The organism is Hydrogenophaga sp. (genome assembly GCF_018780385.1).
Taxonomy (GTDB): domain Bacteria; phylum Pseudomonadota; class Gammaproteobacteria; order Burkholderiales; family Burkholderiaceae_C; genus Hydrogenophaga.
The window spans coordinates 42,480-59,728 of the sequence record NZ_JADMJO010000041.1; the positions used below are offsets into that span (position 1 = coordinate 42,480).

The following is a 17,249-nucleotide window of genomic DNA, read 5'->3' on the forward strand; positions in this document are numbered from 1 at the left end:
CCCAGCATGAGGTGGGCACCCCCTTGGGTAGCCGCGTGGAGGCCCCTCCGGCGAGAAGGGACTCAGCAGCTCGTCAGAAGAAACCCAGCTTGTTTTCCGAGTACGAAACCAGCAGGTTCTTGGTCTGCTGGTAGTGGTCGAGCATCATCTTGTGCGTTTCGCGTCCGATGCCCGACTCCTTGTAGCCACCGAAGGCCGCGTGCGCCGGATAGGCGTGGTAGCAGTTGGTCCACACGCGCCCGGCCTTGATGGCGCGGCCCATGCGGTAGGCCACGTTGCCGTTGCGGCTCCACACGCCGGCGCCCAGGCCGTACAGCGTGTCGTTGGCGATGGCCAGGGCTTCGGCTTCGTCCTTGAAGGTCGTCACGGCCAGCACGGGGCCGAAGATCTCTTCCTGGAAGATGCGCATCTTGTTGTGGCCCTTGAACAGCGTGGGCTGCACGTAATAGCCGCCTTCGAGGTCACCGCCCAGATGCGCCTGACCACCACCGGCCAGCACCTCGGCGCCCTCCTGCTTGCCCAGGTCGAGGTACGAGAGGATCTTGGTGAGTTGTTCCTTGCTGGCCTGTGCACCCATCATGCTGTCGGTGTCCAGCGGGCTGGCGTGCTTGATCGCGGCCACGCGTTTCAAGACGCGCTCCATGAACTTGTCGTAAATGCTTTCCTGGATCAACGCGCGCGACGGGCAGGTGCACACCTCGCCCTGGTTGAACGCGAACAGCACCAGGCCTTCAACGGCCTTGTCGAGGAAAGCATCGTCCTTGTCCATGATGTCGGCGAAGAACACGTTGGGCGACTTGCCACCGAGTTCCAGCGTGGCGGGAATCAGGTTGTTGGCCGCGGCCTGCGCGATCACGCGGCCGGTGGTGGTGGAGCCGGTGAACGCGATCTTGGCAATGCGCTTGGAAGTCGCCAGCGGCATGCCGGCTTCGCGACCGTAGCCGTTGACGATGTTGAGCACGCCGGGGGGCAGCAGGTCGCCAATGAGCTCGGCCAGGATCAGGATGCTGATGGGTGTGGACTCGGCCGGCTTGAGCACCACGCAGTTGCCGGCGCCCAGCGCGGGCGCGAGTTTCCAGGCCGCCATGAGGATCGGGAAGTTCCACGGAATGATCTGGCCGATCACGCCCAGTGGTTCCTGGATGTGGTACGCCACCGTGTTCTCGTCGATGTTGCTTAAAGCGCCCTCCTGCGCGCGCACGCAGCCCGCGAAATAGCGGAAGTGGTCCACCGTGAGCGGGATGTCGGCGTTCAGCGTTTCGCGGATCGCCTTGCCGTTGTCCACGGTCTCGGCGTAGGCCAGCAGCTCCAGGTTCTGCTCGATGCGGTCGGCAATCTTCAGCAGCGCGTTGGAGCGCGTGGCCGCGTCGGTCTTGCCCCAGGCATCGGCCGCGGCGTGCGCGGCATCGAGTGCGAGCTCGATGTCTTCTGCCGTGGAGCGCGCAGCGCGGGTGTACACCTTGCCCGAGACGGGCGTGATGACATCGAAGTACTGGCCCTTGACGGGCGCGATCCAACGACCACCAATGAAGTTGTCGTACTGGTTTTTGTAGGTGATCTTGGCGCCGGCGGCGCCAGGGGCTGCATAGAGCATGTTGTCTTCCTCAGGGGTGAACGTTGATGACGAAGCCTGTTTCGTCAGGCCCGCTTCACACCCCAAGTTCCATGCCATGGGCATTTCCCGGGAAATCGCTGCAGGACAGCACACATGGGGCTGAGCCACTGTTCCGAAACCGCTCGGACACATGGGGCGGCTGTATCAAACCGGCACACCACGCGGACGATGACGCCAGCATCTCCTGGCGTGGCTCAAGTTCAAAAACGACCACCTCCTGTATCGAATACGGTTGTTTTTATGAAACGTATCGAATAAAATACGTTGCATGTTGCTTATACGATAAACTTTCACTTTCATATTCAATACGCAACATCATGAGCACCTCGCTGGAACTCGCCCAACATCTGGAGGCCGCGCGGCTGGCCAGCGGTCTGACACGGCAAGAACTCACGGAGCGAGCGGGCGTGAGCCGCCAGGCCGTCTACCGCCTGTTCAAGGGCAACGATGTGCAGCTGTCGACCCTGCTGGCGGTGATGGAGGTGCTGCAACTCGATCTGGTGACACTGCCCCGAACGCTCAAACGCGGCCTGCCGGAATTCGGCGCCACAGTCCCCGCACCTCACACACCGTCGGCGGTGCAACGGCGGCTGGCCAGCCTCAAGCAGGGCGCCGCTGTCCCGAAGGGTCGCCCATGAACGTCCCGGTGCTCGTCATCAAGCTGCACGGCCAGCGCATCGGTTGTCTCTTCAAATATGAGCAGCCCGGCATGCCCACGATCCTGCGCTTCGCCGCCGACGAGACCTACGCCAGCGTCCCGTGGGACGAGGCCGACGTGCTCTCGGAGTCCATGCGCGCGGACGACCCGGCCCAGCAGCAGTCCTTCTGGCTCGACGTGACACGGCCCGAGTTCAACACCGTGCTGGGCAACCGGGGCGACGCCCAACTGCCGCCCTTCTTCCAGAACCTCTTGCCCGAAGGGGTGTTCCGGCGCTTCGTGGCCGAAGAGGCGCAGATCGATCCGCTCGACCACATGGGCATGATCGCAGCCTGCGGCAAAAACATGCCCGGTGCGGTCACCGCGGAGTGGGAGGACATTCCCCGCTCCACGCTGCAGCGTCTGGTCACCCAGAACCAGGACGCACTCGAAGCCACGGTCTGGGCCGAGCCGTTTCAGGACGCACTGTCGATCTCCGGTGTGCAGCCCAAGATCGGTGTCAACAAGGACCTGGAAGGCCGTTTCGTGGGAAGGACGTCCCGGGGCGACGCGGCCATCATCGCCAAACTGCCGTCGTCGGAGTACGCGCGTATGCCTCAGCTTGAAAGCCTGAGCATGACGCTGGCCCGGCTCGCCGGCGTGAATGTCTGCCAGTTCGAGCTGGCCCCGATGTCGGCGCTGGCGGCGCCGCACCGCTACGACCTGGGCGACGAGGTGGCCGGGCAGTTCCTGGCCGTGACCCGGTTCGACCGTGACCACGACGGCAGGGTGCACTTTGAAGACTTCGCGCAGGTCTTGGGCCTGCCGCCCGAGCAGAAGTACGCCGAGTCCTATGTCGCCATCGCTGCGGTGTTGATGAGTCTTCCCCAAGGCGGCCCGGCCGCCGTGCACGAGTTGCTGCGGCGCATCGAGGTGAATGAGTTGCTCGGCAATGCCGACATGCATTTGAAGAATCTGGGGCTGCTCTACCGCGACCGGCGTCACGCCGAACTGGCACCGGCCTACGACATCACCTCGACCCTGATCTACAACGGCGCGCGGGGCCATGCCCTGGTGTTGATGCCTGGTGCGCAGAAGCAGCACGCGGCACCGATCTTCAACCCGCAACGGCTCCAGGCGTTTTGCAATCTGCTGGGCTTGCAGGTGGCGGGTTGCGCCAAGGTCGTGCGCGATGTGGCGGCCGAGGCCGCCCAGCATTGGCTGGCGCCCATCCTGGCCAGCGGCCTCACGCCCAGGCAGAAGCAGCAACTGCTCGCGCGCCTGGCGAACCACCCTCACCTGGTCCAGGCCACCCGACGGCTGCGCCGCCCCGATCTGCTCGAAGCCTGGAGCGAGGCAGCGCGCTTGCCGTGACGCTCAAGGCGCAGTCAGCGTCATGCCGTGCTGCTTGAAGATCGCCAGCAACTCGCCGCTCGCGCGGATCGACTGCATGGCGGTCTCCAGTGCCTGACCCAGTTCCTTGTTCTCGGCCTTGATCGCCATGCCCACCGGCCAGCCGTTGTCGGGCAGGCCGCTGAGCGCGAGCTGCGTGAGCCGGTATTGCCCCGGCTTCACCTCGGCGCGCGAGAGCACCGACTCGGCTTGCGCCCGCGTCACGTAGGCCGCGGCCGCCTTGCCCTCCAGCAGGGCCTGCACGGCTTGCGTGCCGGTGTTGTGGATGCCCACCTGCGTGCGCAGCAGACCACCGTTGTAGCCCATGAGCGCGCTGGTGGCCCCAGCGCCACGCTCGCCCGCCAACTGGAAACCCTTGAGGTCGTCCGGGCTGTTCACAGCCGCCATGCGCGCGGTATCAAAGACCAGCACCAGTGACTGGCGCATGTAGGGCGCCAGGATCATCACTTGCCGGTTGCGCGCCATGAGGTACTTGTCACCCGGCACCTGCAGCATCACGTCGGCCGGGCCATAGCCCAGGTAGTGACCGCGCCAGACCATGTTGCGCAGGTCGTCGTTCATGTTCTCGCCCGCATCGAACGGCAGCAGCGCGAGCTTGAGGTTGAGCTGTCTGGCCAGCGCGGTGGCGATGGACACGTCCAGCCCCTGCACGTCGTTGGCCGGGCCGTCGGAGAACGGCGCGTTGTCCTTGTAGACCGCCACCTTGAGCACGCCGCTGGCGAGGATCTTGGCAAGATCGGTCAACTCGGTCTGAGCATGCGCCACCAATGGCATGCCGGCCAGCAGAGGCAACAAGCCAGCCAGGATCTGGCGGCGGTCGAGGTGTCTGTTTTTTTCTCTCATGTCTTGTCTCCTCAGGTGCGAGCCGCACACGGCCCGCGGGTCTCATCACTTCTCGCGGCGGGTTTCCAGGTAGGTCTTGATCGACCAGATGGCTTCCTGCGTCAGCGTGCCTTCAAAGGGCGGCATGTAGACGCGGCCATCGCGCACGCGGCCACGGCGAACGGTGGCCACGTAGAACTCGTCCATCTCCTTGTAGCAAGCCGCCTTCTTGGCCACATCGGCCATGCCGGAGCAGTCGCTGTCGAACTTGCGCAGGTCGGGCGACATGCCGCCCGAGATGGCTTCCAGCCCGTGGCAGCGGGCGCAGTTCTGGTTGTAGGCCGAGGTGCCGATGCGCAGCGCCTCCTTGTTGGCCGGGCCGGCGCTGAACGGGTTGGCGTCCAGCCACTTGGCGCCGAGCTGCGGCAAAGTGCTGGTGTCCACCGATTGCGGGATCACGTCGCCGTGGGCCATCACAGCGGCCACGCCGCATGTCACGGCCAGGGCCAGCAAGCCGCGAGCGGCGCGCCTGGAGAGAGAAAAGGATCGGGTTTTCATCGTGGGGTCTCCATGGTCAAAAGGCAGGTTCACCCTGGCTGGTCAGCAAGAAGCAGGCCCTCCACCAAAAACCGGATCGACACAACCAACGTGTTCCAAATTGCATCAACTGCACAGCCGGTCGTCTTGCGGCGTGTCACACCGTCTCGCACAACTGGTGCCTTCTGGACCACCTTTTCACAGGAGGCGTCCTGCGAAAGCAGGCAGGCTATTTGCTACCTGGGCACAGGTACACCCGGTCCGGGTTGGTGCACACCGGGATTACCAGTGTTGTTTCCCGGGACAGTTATGAAGAAAATTGCATGAGCCATCAAGACAGCGAACACACTGGATCCACCCCCCCTGCGGCAGACGACTCGCGCTGGTCGGTGGACTACTGGGGTGTCATCCCCCCGGACCCTGGAGACAACATGAGTTCCGCCCTCTTCACGAGCCCCATCCCGGGTCGTCGGGTTGAATCCCCGCCATCGGGCATGGTCACCACCGAACTCCACGACCTGATCGACCAGTCGCACCTCCGCTCGCAGTCGTACGGCATCACCGTGACGGACGAGCCCGACTTCTCGAGCCCTTCCCACGGTGTGTTGCCCAGCGCGCTCGAAGAAAACCGCTTCCTGTTCCAGCATGCGGCGCCCGTGATGGAAACGCTGTACGACCAGATCGTCAACACCCACAGCATGGTGCTGCTGACCTCGGCCAAGGGCCTGGTGTTGCACTCGCTGGGCGACATGGATTTTCTGGAGCGCGCCTCGCAGGTGGCGCTCACGCCCGGCATGGACTGGTCAGAGAGAAGCAAGGGCACCAACGCAATCGGCACCGCGCTGAGCGAAGAGGAAGCGCTCACCGTGCACGGTGGTCAGCACTACATGAACGCCAACAAGTTCCTCACCTGTTCGGCCTCGCCCATCTTCGATCCTTACGGCCAGGTGATCGGCGCGCTCGACGTGACCGGTGACCACCGCAGCTACCACCAGCACACGCTGGCGCTGGTGCGCATGTCGGCGCAGATGATCGAGAACCACATGTTCGCCGACATCTTCCCCAAGGCGATCCGCATCCACTTTCACACCCGTTCCGAATTCCTCGGCACGCTGGTCGAAGGCATCGCGGTGTTTTCGCCTGAGGGCCGTTTCCTCTCGGCCAACCGCAGCGCGCAGTTCCAGATCGGTCTGCCTTTCAGCGCGCTCAAGGCCCACACCTTCTCCTCGCTGTTCGGCCTGCCCGTCTCCGCCCTGGTCGAGCTGTTCAGCGGCGCCACGCCCAACCCCAAGCAGCTGTGCATGCACAACGGCGTCTCGGTGTGGTGCCGGGTCAAGCTCAAGGTCTCCAACATGTGGGCTGCCAAACCCCATGGCAACACCAGCGAGGCGCCTGGTCAACCGCCGTCGGCGCCCACCGCATCCCAAGGACCCGAGCCGCTCAAGCAGACCGGCAAGAAGATGCAGTTTTCCTCGCTGCACTACCTGGACACCGGCGACGCGCAGGTGACCTCGGTGATCCACAAGTTGCGCATGGTCAGCGGGCGCGACATCCCGATCATGATCCTGGGCGAAACTGGCACCGGCAAGGACCTGCTCGCGCAAGCCATCCACGGCGACTCCACTCGCGCCGCCCAGCCCTTCGTGTCGGTCAACTGCGCCTCCATCCCCGACACATTGATCGAGTCCGAACTCTTCGGCTACGAAGAAGGCGCCTTCACCGGCGCGCGAAAGAAGGGCTCCATCGGCAAGATCCTGCAAGCCCACGGTGGCACGCTGTTCCTCGACGAGATCGGTGACATGCCCAAGCACCTGCAGGCGCGGCTGCTGCGCATGCTCCAGGAGCGCAAGGTCAGCCCGCTGGGTGCCGGCAAGGAGGTCGAGGTGGACGTGGCCGTGGTCAGCGCCACGCACAAGAACCTCAAGGACATGATCGCGCGCGGCGATTTCCGCGAAGACCTCTACTACCGCCTCAATGGCCTGGTGGTGCGCCTGCCCGCGCTGCGCGAGCGCAGTGACTTTGAACTCGTGGTGCAAAAGATCCTGATGGCCCTGAGCGAGGGCAGCCAACCGGTGGGCGTGTCGGTCCAGGTGATGGACCTCTTCAAGCGCTACGCCTGGCCCGGCAACTTCCGCCAGCTGCACAACCTGCTGCGCACGGCGGTGGTGATGGTCGGTCAGGGCGGCGTGATCGACATGGGCCACTTGCCCGATGATTTCCTCGAAGAACTGGACCACGACCAGTTGCTCAGGCAGCCCTTGCTGTCCATGAGAGCTGAAGTACCCGCCCACAGGGTGGTGCCCGCAGAGGCCGCTCCGGTGTGCAGCTTGCCCGAGCCGGTGGTGGAGGTGGCCGCCGAAGGCCAGAAGCTGCAGGACGTTGCGCTGTGCGCCATGGCGCAGATGCTGCGACTGCACAAGGGCAATGTATCGGCAGCGGCCAAGGCGTTGGGCGTCTCGCGCAACACCATCTACCGCAAGAAGGACCAGTTGCCGCCGGATCTGCTGAACTGAGTCACTTCGCGGGTCCACGCTCCATCCACACCGGCTCCAGCTCGCGCCAGGCGCGCTGCACATTGAAGCCCTGACGCTGCGCGTAGTCCTGCCAGCCGGTGTACGCGGGCATCTCGATCAAATCGCTCTCGCCCGCATGGTGGCCTTCGTCCATCGCGGCCAGCACGCGCGTGCGCAATTCAGCGAGGTAGGAACGGGTGACCACCACCGCAGGCGGCAGCGCCTCTCCGTCCAACGTGCTGGACACCGTGCTGCCGATCACATGCCTCGGTCGCAACGCAGCGATACGGTCCAGTGCCAGCAACCACGCGTCCACCCCGCCCTGCGCCAGCTCGGGCAGGCGCTGGTCGACCACCAGCCCGCCGGCCCACACGACGCGGCTGGCCTCGTCCCACAGCACCAGATCACTCTCGCTGTGGCCCGGCGCCGGTGGCAGCACGCGCAAGGTGTGCGGGCCCACGCGCAGAAGTTCACCCGTCTCCACAACGCGGCTGGGCAGCACGATGCCCGTGCCCGCCATCGCGCCAGCGCCCACACGGTCACTCAGGCTGGCCAGGCAGGCCGGGCAGCGCTGCTGCATCGCACTGCGCGTGCCTTCGCTGGACAGGATCTCCAACTGCCCTGCTGCCAGCCGGTCGGCAAACACCGAGTTCGCCAGCACGTTCTCGGCGTGGGCGTGGGTGTTGACCACCCAGCGCACCTGCGCTCCGAAGCGGCAGGCCAGTGAGTCGCGAACCCGCAGACCGTGGCGGTGGCTCGGGCCGGGGTCGATCACCAGCGCTTCACCGCCCGAGACCACCGCCGAGGTGGGCACCACATGGCCGGCGTTGGCGGCAGACACCGCCCCCACCGCGTCGGGCGGCCACACCCACACACCAGGCACCACCGCTTGCCATGGCACAGCGTTGGCAGCGCTGCAGTCGGGCTTGGTGGAAGCACAGCCCATCAGCAGCGCGAGCAGGCCCGCCCCCAACGCGCGGCACAGGCCGTTCACGCCAGCGTCCTGCGCACGCTCTTGCGCAGGGCGCTCAGCATGTCGGGCTCGTGACCCAGGTGACCGCTGTGCGGCTCCACCTGCACCACCGCACCGCCTGCGGCGCGGCCCAGTGCGGCCCAGCGCCGGCTGTTGGCCGGCGGGCAGATCGCGTCGAAACGGCCGTGCACCCAGTCCACCGACAGGCCGCGTCGAGCGGCCTGCAACACGCCTCGGTCGAGCTGGGCTGCCCGCATGAAACCGCGGTGGCGCAGGTAGTGCGCCTGGATGCGAAATTTGCTCAGCGCGTTGCGGTCGGCGCGGGTTTTCCCGGGTTTCTTCAACCGGGCGATGGCGCGTCTCTCGGCCTTGCGCAACGATGCCCATTCACGCCGGATCGACGCCGCCAGGCGTGGCTTGCCCAGCGCCGCATGCAACAGGCTGCGCCGCTGGCTGCGCGCGGCCGATGCCGTTTCCAGCAATCCCCAGCCACGCGCGGCGCGCAGCGATGCAACACCGGGTGTCCCACTTTGAATCAGTTGTGTCAGCCGCTGCAACGCAACGGGCAAGACCGTGCCACAAACAACAGGCCACAGCGCGCCCCAGCCAAGCGACCGTCGCACGCGCGGCGAGGGCAACAACAGCCCGCCGATCTCTCGCCCGCTGAGCGCAAACGCACCGCGCAACACCAGGCGCTGCACGCGCTGCGGATGCGCCAGCGTGTAAGCCAGAGCCACCACCGTGCCCCACGAACCGGCCAGCACCGACCAGCGTTCCAGCCCCAGGTGTTCGCGCAGCGCTTCCATGTCGGACACCAGCGCCGCCGTGTGGTTGCCGGCCGTTCGGCCCTTCGGGAGCGAGGCGCCGCAGCCGCGTTGATCGGGCGCCACCACCCGTTGCCGCGACAGGTCAAAAGGTCTGAGCATGCCGGGCTGGCAACTGCTGCCAGGCCCACCGTGCAACAGCAACCAGGGCTCACCCTCGGGCGCGCCCACGGCACGCCAGGCCATGCGGTGCAGGCTTCCCCGTGGCGCCAGCGGCAGGTGTTGCGGGCGCGGCCAGGCGGGGTTGGTCATCGGCGGGGGTGGCACAGTTTTCGTGGCATCGATATTGCTGTTCATGTGGGGCGGCTTGTGGCAATGGTGCTGGCGAGCTTGCAGACATGTTTCGTGCCAACCCATTATTGGAGACCTGCTATGCAATGGACGACCCCCGCCTTCACCGACCTTCGTTTCGGCTTTGAAATCACGATGTACATCGCCAACCGCTGACTGCGTCGCTTGGTTCGGGGCGCACGGGTGAACAACGCGTGCGCCTTTTTGTTGGTCTTTCAGGTGTCCTGACATGCGCATCCGTGTTCTGGGTTCATCGGCCGGTGGCGGCTTCCCGCAGTGGAACTGCAACTGCCCCAACTGCGACGGCTTTCGCCAGGGCCGCATCCAGGCCACCGCGCGCACGCAATCGTCCATCGCCGTCACGGACAACGGCCTGGACTGGCTGCTGGTCAATGCCTCACCCGACATCCTCACGCAGATCCGCGACACACCCGATCTGCAGCCGGCCCGCGCCGTGCGCGACAGCGGCATTGCCGCGGTGCTGCTCATGGACGCGCAGATCGACCACGTGACCGGTCTCATCATGCTGCGCGAGCGTGGCTCGAAGCTGCCGCTGCTGGCCACGCCCGAGGTGCTGTCCGACATCTCCAGCGGCTTCCCCATCACCGGCATCCTCTCGCACTACTGCGGCGTAGCCACCACCGCGCTGCCGTCGGATGGCCGCACCATCACGGTGGACGGCCTGCCCGGCATCCAGTTGCAGACCGTGGCCATTGCCTCCAGGCCGCCACCGTATTCACCCTTTCGCGGCAACCCGCGCGCCGGTGACAACATCGGCGTGGTGATCCAGAACCCGGCCACCGGCGCGCGCGTGTTCTACGCACCCGGCCTGGGCGCCGTGACACCCGAGCTGCTCGCCCTCATGGCGAGTTGTTCGGTGCTGCTGGTGGACGGCACCTTCTGGACCGAAGACGAAATGATCACGCTCGGCCTCTCGAAGAAGAAGGCCGCCGAGATGGGCCACCTGCCCCAAAGCGGCCCGGGCGGAATGATCGAACAGCTGGACCAGCTGCCGCGCTCCATCCGCAAGATCCTCATCCACATCAACAACACGAACCCGATGCTGATCGAGGATTCCGCCGAACGCGCCGAGCTCACCCGCCACGGGATCGAGGTGGCGCACGACGGCATGGACATCGTGTTCTGACACACCCACCACCATGGACATTGCCACCACCCCACGGCCCCTCGCAGGCCTCCCCGCCTGGACACGCGAGGAGTTTGAAGCACAGCTGCGAGACAAGGGCCGCTCGTACCACATCCACCACCCGTTCAACGTGCGCATGAACGCCGGCGGCTGCACACCCGACGAGCTGCGCTGCTGGGTGGCCAACCGCTTCTATTACCAACTCTGCATCCCGCGCAAGGACGCCGCCATCCTGGCCAACATGCCGGAGCGCGCGCACCGCCGTCTGTGGGTGGAGCGCATCCTCGACCACGACGGCTACGGCGACTACGAGGGTTCGGCCAGCGGTGGCCTGGAGGCCTGGATCCGGCTGGGCGAGGCGGTGGGCATCGAACGCGACAAGCTGCTTTCGCTGCAGGGAGTGGCCCCGGCCGTGCGCTTTGCCTGCGATGCGTATGTGAACTTCGCGGCCAAGGCACCCTGGCAGGAAGCCGTGTGCTCCTCACTCACCGAGATGTTCGCCCCGCAGATCCACAAGGACCGCCTGGCCAGCTGGCCCACGCACTACCCCTGGATCGACGCCGAGGGCCTGGGCTATTTCCGCAAGCGCATTCCGCTGGCCGGGCGCGACGTGGAGCACGGCCTGCAGGTCACGCTGGACCACTTCTCCACCCGCGCCGCCCAGCACCGTGCGCTTGACATCCTGCAGTTCAAACTGGACATCCTCTGGACCATGCTGGATGCCATCGAGAAAGCCTGTCAATGAACCCATCTCATCCCAAGCTCTCGCGCCGCTTCCGCCTGCAGTACGAGGAAGCGCAGACGCGCTGGGTGCTGCTGTATCCGGAGGGCATGGTGCAGCTCAATGACAGCGCGGCCGAGATCCTCAAGCGCTGCGATGGTGGGCGCAGCGTGGCCGATATCGTGAGCGAGCTGGAGACCACCTTCTCCATTCAAGGCATTGGTCCCCAGGTGGAATCGCTGCTCGAAGAAGGAGGCCGCCGTGGCTGGATCGACTGAGTTCGCGCCGGTCTCCGAAGCGCTCTCGCTGCTCGCGGCGAAAACACATCCGGCCGGCCCGCCGTTGTGGCTGCTGGCCGAGCTCACCTACCAGTGCCCGCTGCACTGCGGGTTTTGCTACAACCCCACGCAGCACGCGCGCATCAAGGACGAGCTGACAACAGCGCAGTGGGTCGACGTGATGCGCCAGGCGCGCAAGCTCGGTGCCGCGCAGCTCGGCTTCTCGGGTGGCGAACCGCTGGTGCGCGACGACTTGGAAGAACTGGTGCAGGAAGCGCACGCGCTCGGCTACTACACCAACCTCATCACCTCCGGCGTGGGCCTGACCGAGGCGCGTGCGCAGCGTTTGAAAGATGCAGGGCTGGACCATGTTCAGCTCTCGTTCCAGGACAGCACGCGCGAACTCAACGACTTCTTGAGCCACACCAGGACCTTCGAGCTCAAGCAGAAGGTGGCGCGCCTCATCAAGGCACACGACTGGCCGATGGTGATGAACTGCGTGCTGCACCGGCACAACCTGCCGCACGTGGGCGAGATCATCGAGATGGCGCTCGCGCTCGATGCCGAATACCTCGAACTCGCCAACACGCAGTACTACGGCTGGGCCTGGGTCAACCGCGACCACCTCATGCCCACGCACGAAGCGCTCATCGAGGCCGAGGCGGTGGTCGAGCGCTACCGCGAGACCATCGACCGGCGCTGCAAGATTCTTTTCGTGGTGCCCGACTATTTCGAACAGCGCCCCAAGGCCTGCATGAACGGCTGGGGCTCGGTCTTCCTCTCGGTCGCGCCCGACGGCGTGGCCATGCCCTGCCACAACGCGCGCGACCTGCCGGGCCTGAAGCTGCCCAACGTGCGCGACATGGCCCTGGCCGACATCTGGCAGAAGAGCCAGGCCTTCAACGCCTTCCGCGGCGAAGACTGGATGAAGCCGCCCTGCCGCACCTGCGACGAGCGCCACAAGGACTTTGGCGGTTGCCACTGCCAGGCCTTCCTGATCACCGGCGACGCCACCCAGGCCGACCCGGTGTGCGGCAAATCACCGCACCACGACAAGGTGGTGCAACTGGTGAAACAGGCACCCGCGCAGCGCCACATTCCCATCGTGTTCCGCAGCGACGTCGAGTCGCGCTTGCTGCACCCGCAGGCCTGAGCGCCTGGGCATTCGTGCCCTTCGTGGCTCGACGGCCACACATGGCCTGGGCGCGGCGCCGCATGCATGCGCCACGGCGAGCGCATCGCTCCTAAATTGAAAACCCCTTTCAAACGAATCCAAGGAGTTTTCATGATCGACGGCGCAGAACATTTTCACTACCTCGGCATGGCCCGGCGACACCACAGCGTGCTGATGGTGTTTCAGGAAGGCGTGCTCATCCTCGACATGGACCAGCCGGGCTGGGGCTGCATGTCGCCATCGACACTGCATCGCTTGATGTCCGACTCGCCCGCACATTCCCCCACCGGCTACGGCTCCGGCAACGAGTCCTCGTGGAGCGACAACGAAGGCACCGACAGCCGCTCCGAAGGCGGGTTCAGCACGGACAGCTCCAGCACTTCCCCCTCACATTCGCCAAGTGCATCGCGGCCGGGCAGCCCGGCATTACCCCGCAATGCCGCGGACGCGCAACCCTACTCAGGGTGGTCCCCGTCCGGGGCGCTTCTGGGCTGGCACCCGTGCGAGGCTGTGGTGTACGTGGGGCCGGTCGCCCTCAGGGCTGTCAACGCCTACAAGGCGCTGCAGAGCGCCGACGAATTTCAGGCCTTCGTGGCGCAGCTCAAGAGCGGCCATTGGACCCCCCAGCCGGTGGGCAACCCGGGAGACGCCTCGATGGTGGCCCTGCAGATGTTCGGCCAACTGGAGGTGATGCTCTGGGACGGCACCTGGCATGCCGCGGGCGACGCCGAGCACCAGTTGCGCGAAATGACCCCCCAACGCGCCTGCCAGATGGTGGCGAACTCGGTGGTGGCACAGGCCTGCAGCCTGGCTCTGGTGCCGCACGCCGAACGCTGCGACTACCTCGCCCACGTGCAGTCGGGCGCGATCTCGGTGATGGTCTTCAACCAGGGCCTGCTGGTGCGCTCGCACCCCGATCCCGCGCTGGTGGGCTGGCACGATCTCGGCGACACCACCCGCGGCGCCTTCGTGTCCCCGGGCGACGCCAACATGATCGAACTGGCCTGCCGCGCGAACTACCCGCGCGACAACAGCATGTTCCAGACCTTCTTCATCGGAATGATGGACGTGACAGCCAACAACGGGCCGTTCGTGGCGGCGATGCTTTCGCACAGGACGCGGCGCTGGTCCCACATGCGCCTGGACATGCCGCATGTGCAGTTGCCGAACGACCCCACAGGCCCCACGCCGGCTGCGGTGATCCAGACCTTGCGCCAGGCGCGCCCCGCGCCGCTGCACGATCTGCAGACCTCCAGCGGCCCCGTGCGGCTTTCCAGCGGCGACTGGCAGGTACCGCTGTTGCTCGGCGCGATCCAGTGCATCGATGCCAGTGTGGACGTGCCCGGGTTGATCGGCACCCACTGGCACGACACCTTGCAGCCGCTGATCGAACGGCAGTTGATGGCCCATCACGCACAAGAGGCGGCCTGGCTGGCCAGTGGCGTGATCAAACAGCCGATCGACCGCCTCATCGACCTCACGCGACGCGACCTGGCCTTGCGCCGGGAAGAGGTGTGGGTGATGTGGCCGGTCGCGCTGCTCGACGATCTTTTCAAGACGCTGGCGCCGCACGAAAAATCGCGCGTGATCCTCGCACCCAAGGCCGCCGACGTGGACCTCGCGCTGCGGCAATACGCCTGCACCTTGCTGGTCTTCCAGACGCCGGGGCACCCTGAGCAGTCGGTGGTGCTGGCACAGGACAACACCTGCTGGAGCGGGCGCGAGCGCATGAGCCTGCCCGAGCTGAAGGTGCGCGTGACCAAGGCCCTGGCCGGCGGTCCGGGTGAGCACCTGGTGGCACTGGCCTACGTGGTCTAGGGCAACCGATCGAAAGGCCGTTGAGATGCAGCGCTGCTGGGGGCTTGGCGGTCGGCAGCGAAGTCTTAACTAACCGCAGACGCCGTCGATATACCAAACAAGCTGCATCCATTTCGGGTCTGGCCCACCCTAGGACCAGCATGTTCAAGAACCTCAAGATATCAACGCGTCTGATCGGCGCATTCACCCTTCTGGTGGCGATGTTGTTGGTGATCGGCGCGCTCAGCGTCGTGCGAACGATGTCGGTAGAACATGACCTGGTGGACATTACCGAGCGGCGCATGACGATCATTGCAGGGATGGAAATCCTGCGCGATGAAGGCAACTTTCAAGCCCGCGCCATCCGCAACATCGCCCTGTTCACCGACCCTGCCAAAGTGGCGCAGGAAAAGAAGGCCATGGCCGAATCTCGCAGCAGAATCAATGACAGCGCGACCAAGGTGGATGCCCTGATCACCTCGGACAAAGGCCGTGAATTTCAGATCAAGTTGCAAGAAAGCCGCAAGCCGTTCCGCGAGGCGGCGGACAAGTTCATTGCCATGATCGACGCCGGTGATCGGGAACCGGCCGTTGCTTTCCTGTTCGGCACGGTCCTGCCGACCCAGCTCGCGTATTTCAAGAACATCGACGACGCCGTGGCCTCCGAGACTCAGGGAGCGCAGGCCGCCAGCCAGGCGGCTCAAGACACGGTCAAGAGCCTGATCATCATGATCGTGACCGCCGTGCTGCTCGCCGCTGCCGTCGCGACGATGGTGGCCGTGTGGATCATCCGATCCATCACTGGCCCCATCAACAGCGCCATTGAACTCGCCCGCGCCGTGGCCGCCGGCGACTTGACCCGCGTGGTCGAGGTGAAATCCACAGACGAAACCGGCGTGCTGATGCAGGCGTTGGCCGACATGCAGACCGGCCTGGTGCAGGTGGTGGGTCGCGTGCGCAACGGCTCCGAATCGGTGTCCAGTGCCAGCGAACAGATCGCCCAGGGCAACCAGGACCTGAGCTCACGCACCGAGAGCCAGGCCAGCGCACTGGAAGAAACCGCCGCGTCGATGGAGGAGCTCTCCTCCACCGTGCGCCAGAACGCCGACAACGCCATGCAGGCCAACCAGTTGGCGCAGAGCGCGTCCAAGGTCGCGGTCGAAGGCGGTCAGGTGATGAGCCAGGTGGTGGACACGATGAAGGGCATCAACGAAAGCAGTCGCAAGATCAGCGACATCATCAGCGTGATTGACGGCATCGCGTTCCAGACCAACATCCTGGCGCTCAACGCCGCGGTGGAAGCCGCGCGCGCCGGTGAACAGGGCAGAGGCTTTGCGGTGGTGGCCGGTGAGGTGCGCAACCTGGCGCAACGCAGCGCGGCTGCCGCCAAAGAAATCAAGCAGCTCATCAACGACAGCGTGGAGCGCGTGGGGAGCGGCACAGCACTGGTGGACAAGGCCGGTGCCACCATGAACGAGGTGGTGGACAGCGTGAAGCGCGTCACCGACATCATGGGTGAGATCAGCTCAGCCAGCAAAGAGCAGAGCAATGGTGTGGGCCAGATCGGCGATGCCGTGACCCAGATGGACCAGGCCACGCAGCAGAACGCCGCGCTGGTCGAAGAAATGGCCGCTGCGGCCAGCAGCTTGCGCACCCAGGCAACCGACCTGGTGCAGGCAGTGGCGGTGTTCCGTCTCTCTGGCAACCAGGGGTTGGCGATCGATAAAACGACCCGGCGCGGGCACTGACGCAGACGGCGCGGCCAGCCCACAAACGCATCAGCCGCCCGAGGGCGGCTGATTGCATTGGGGAAATGGTGCAGCGGGTGGGTCAGCGCTTGCCACCACCGTTTCCACCCCCATTGCCACCACCGCCGCCGTTGCCTCCACCTTTGCCACCGCCCTTCCCAGCGCCGTCGCTGCCCTGAGCGCCCAGGGACAAGCCGGTACCGACGGAAGCCGACGCAACCGTCGAACGGCTCTTGTCAGCGGTGGAAGACTTGGTGGTCTTCTGCGACTTCGCTGACGCAACAGCGCGGGCTTCATCCGCGTTCTTTGCCTTGTTGGCGTCACTCACCACATCGCCCAGGCGCAAGCCCAGCGAATTGGCGATCGCGCCCCAGCCCATGCCGCTGTCGCGCAGACCCTGCACGTTGCTGGTTGCCATGCCCAGCTGCGCGTTGGTGGGGTTGGTGATGCCTTGCTTGGCGAGGTCGGCCTTGGCGATGTTGGTCGCAAAGTCCTGCTTTGGCGCGGCCGCGGTCGTGGTGGTCGGCGTGGTGGTGGTCACCGTCACGCCAACGGTCGTCTGAGCGAATGCTCCGGTGGCCGCGAACAACGCGACGCACAAGCCGGTCTTGAGCAAGCGTGGATGGGTGAATTTCATGGAAGGCTCCTGGGGTTGTTGTGTCACGGCCCATGCTAGGGCAGCCATGTACCTGGGAGCACACTCAATGGTTACCAGCGGTAGCTTTGAGCTACCAGACGTCAACCGTGCGTGTGCCAGCG

The 17,249-nt window shown here is 65.4% G+C and carries 16 protein-coding genes; 10 read left to right on the plus strand and 6 right to left on the minus strand.

The features are described 5' to 3' along the window. Positions 1-73: 73 nt before the first annotated feature. A complete protein-coding gene (locus tag IV113_RS14925) occupies positions 74-1,594 on the minus strand; it encodes an aldehyde dehydrogenase family protein (protein ID WP_291086521.1) in 1,521 nt (506 codons plus the stop codon). Between the two features lie 338 nt (positions 1,595-1,932). Between IV113_RS14925 and IV113_RS14930 the strand changes: the two genes are divergently transcribed. Further along, positions 1,933-2,253 (plus strand): helix-turn-helix domain-containing protein, encoded by a 321-nt coding sequence (locus tag IV113_RS14930; RefSeq protein ID WP_291086523.1) that lies wholly within the window; start codon positions 1,933-1,935, stop codon positions 2,251-2,253. Then, positions 2,250-3,626 (plus strand): type II toxin-antitoxin system HipA family toxin, encoded by a 1,377-nt coding sequence (locus IV113_RS14935; RefSeq protein WP_291086525.1) that lies wholly within the window; start codon positions 2,250-2,252, stop codon positions 3,624-3,626. The genes IV113_RS14930 and IV113_RS14935 overlap by 4 nt, the downstream gene beginning before the upstream one ends. A 3-nt stretch (positions 3,627-3,629) precedes the next feature. Here IV113_RS14935 and IV113_RS14940 read toward each other — a convergent pair whose 3' ends face one another. Together IV113_RS14940 and pedF are read right to left on the minus strand one after the other, a co-directional pair. Continuing rightward, positions 3,630-4,508: a transporter substrate-binding domain-containing protein gene (locus IV113_RS14940; protein ID WP_291086527.1), complete on the minus strand. Its 879-nt coding sequence runs from the start codon at positions 4,506-4,508 to the stop codon at positions 3,630-3,632. A gap of 45 nt (positions 4,509-4,553) precedes the next feature. Then, positions 4,554-5,045 (minus strand): cytochrome c-550 PedF, encoded by a 492-nt coding sequence (gene pedF, locus IV113_RS14945; protein WP_291086529.1) that lies wholly within the window; start codon positions 5,043-5,045, stop codon positions 4,554-4,556. A 473-nt stretch (positions 5,046-5,518) separates the two neighbouring features. On the opposite strand from pedF, the gene IV113_RS14950 reads away from it, so the two are divergent. Continuing rightward, positions 5,519-7,537 carry a sigma-54-dependent Fis family transcriptional regulator gene (locus IV113_RS14950; protein WP_291086680.1) on the plus strand — a complete coding sequence of 673 codons (2,019 nt, stop codon included), beginning with the start codon at positions 5,519-5,521 and terminating at the stop codon, positions 7,535-7,537. Position 7,538: 1 nt separating this feature from the next. On the opposite strand, the gene IV113_RS14955 is transcribed toward IV113_RS14950, so the two are convergent. Both IV113_RS14955 and IV113_RS14960 read right to left on the minus strand, forming a co-directional pair. Continuing rightward, a complete protein-coding gene (locus IV113_RS14955) occupies positions 7,539-8,531 on the minus strand; it encodes an MBL fold metallo-hydrolase (RefSeq protein ID WP_291086531.1) in 993 nt (330 codons plus the stop codon). Continuing rightward, positions 8,528-9,586, minus strand: coding sequence for an alpha/beta fold hydrolase (locus IV113_RS14960; protein WP_291086533.1), 1,059 nt, complete (start codon positions 9,584-9,586; stop codon positions 8,528-8,530). Before IV113_RS14960 ends, IV113_RS14955 begins: the two co-directional genes overlap by 4 nt. Positions 9,587-9,706: 120 nt before the next feature. Between IV113_RS14960 and pqqA the strand changes: the two genes are divergently transcribed. From pqqA to IV113_RS14995, 7 genes are all read left to right on the plus strand, one after another. Next, positions 9,707-9,781: a pyrroloquinoline quinone precursor peptide PqqA gene (gene pqqA, locus IV113_RS14965; protein WP_068167214.1), complete on the plus strand. Its 75-nt coding sequence runs from the start codon at positions 9,707-9,709 to the stop codon at positions 9,779-9,781. A gap of 73 nt (positions 9,782-9,854) precedes the next feature. Continuing rightward, on the plus strand, positions 9,855-10,772 hold the full coding sequence (pqqB, locus tag IV113_RS14970) for a pyrroloquinoline quinone biosynthesis protein PqqB (RefSeq protein WP_291086535.1): 918 nt from the start codon (positions 9,855-9,857) through the stop codon (positions 10,770-10,772). Between the two features lie 13 nt (positions 10,773-10,785). Next, entirely contained in the window at positions 10,786-11,517 is a 732-nt protein-coding gene (gene pqqC / locus IV113_RS14975) for a pyrroloquinoline-quinone synthase PqqC (RefSeq protein WP_291086537.1), read from the plus strand. After that, the gene (pqqD, locus tag IV113_RS14980) at positions 11,514-11,771 is read left to right on the plus strand and encodes a pyrroloquinoline quinone biosynthesis peptide chaperone PqqD (RefSeq protein ID WP_291086540.1); all 258 of its coding nucleotides are present in this window, start codon (positions 11,514-11,516) and stop codon (positions 11,769-11,771) included. Before pqqC ends, pqqD begins: the two co-directional genes overlap by 4 nt. 28 nt (positions 11,772-11,799) lie before the next feature. After that, a complete protein-coding gene (pqqE, locus tag IV113_RS14985; RefSeq protein ID WP_291086682.1) occupies positions 11,800-12,924 on the plus strand; it encodes a pyrroloquinoline quinone biosynthesis protein PqqE in 1,125 nt (374 codons plus the stop codon). Positions 12,925-13,056: 132 nt separating this feature from the next. After that, the gene (locus IV113_RS14990) at positions 13,057-14,763 is read left to right on the plus strand and encodes a hypothetical protein (protein WP_291086542.1); all 1,707 of its coding nucleotides are present in this window, start codon (positions 13,057-13,059) and stop codon (positions 14,761-14,763) included. Positions 14,764-14,903: 140 nt separating this feature from the next. Next, positions 14,904-16,490, plus strand: a complete 1,587-nt coding sequence (locus IV113_RS14995; RefSeq protein ID WP_291086544.1) for a methyl-accepting chemotaxis protein — start codon at positions 14,904-14,906, stop codon at positions 16,488-16,490. An 82-nt stretch (positions 16,491-16,572) separates the two neighbouring features. Here the strand turns inward: IV113_RS14995 and IV113_RS15000 are convergent, their stop codons facing one another. Further along, positions 16,573-17,127: a hypothetical protein gene (locus IV113_RS15000; protein WP_291086546.1), complete on the minus strand. Its 555-nt coding sequence runs from the start codon at positions 17,125-17,127 to the stop codon at positions 16,573-16,575. Between the last annotated feature and the right edge of the window lie 122 nt (positions 17,128-17,249).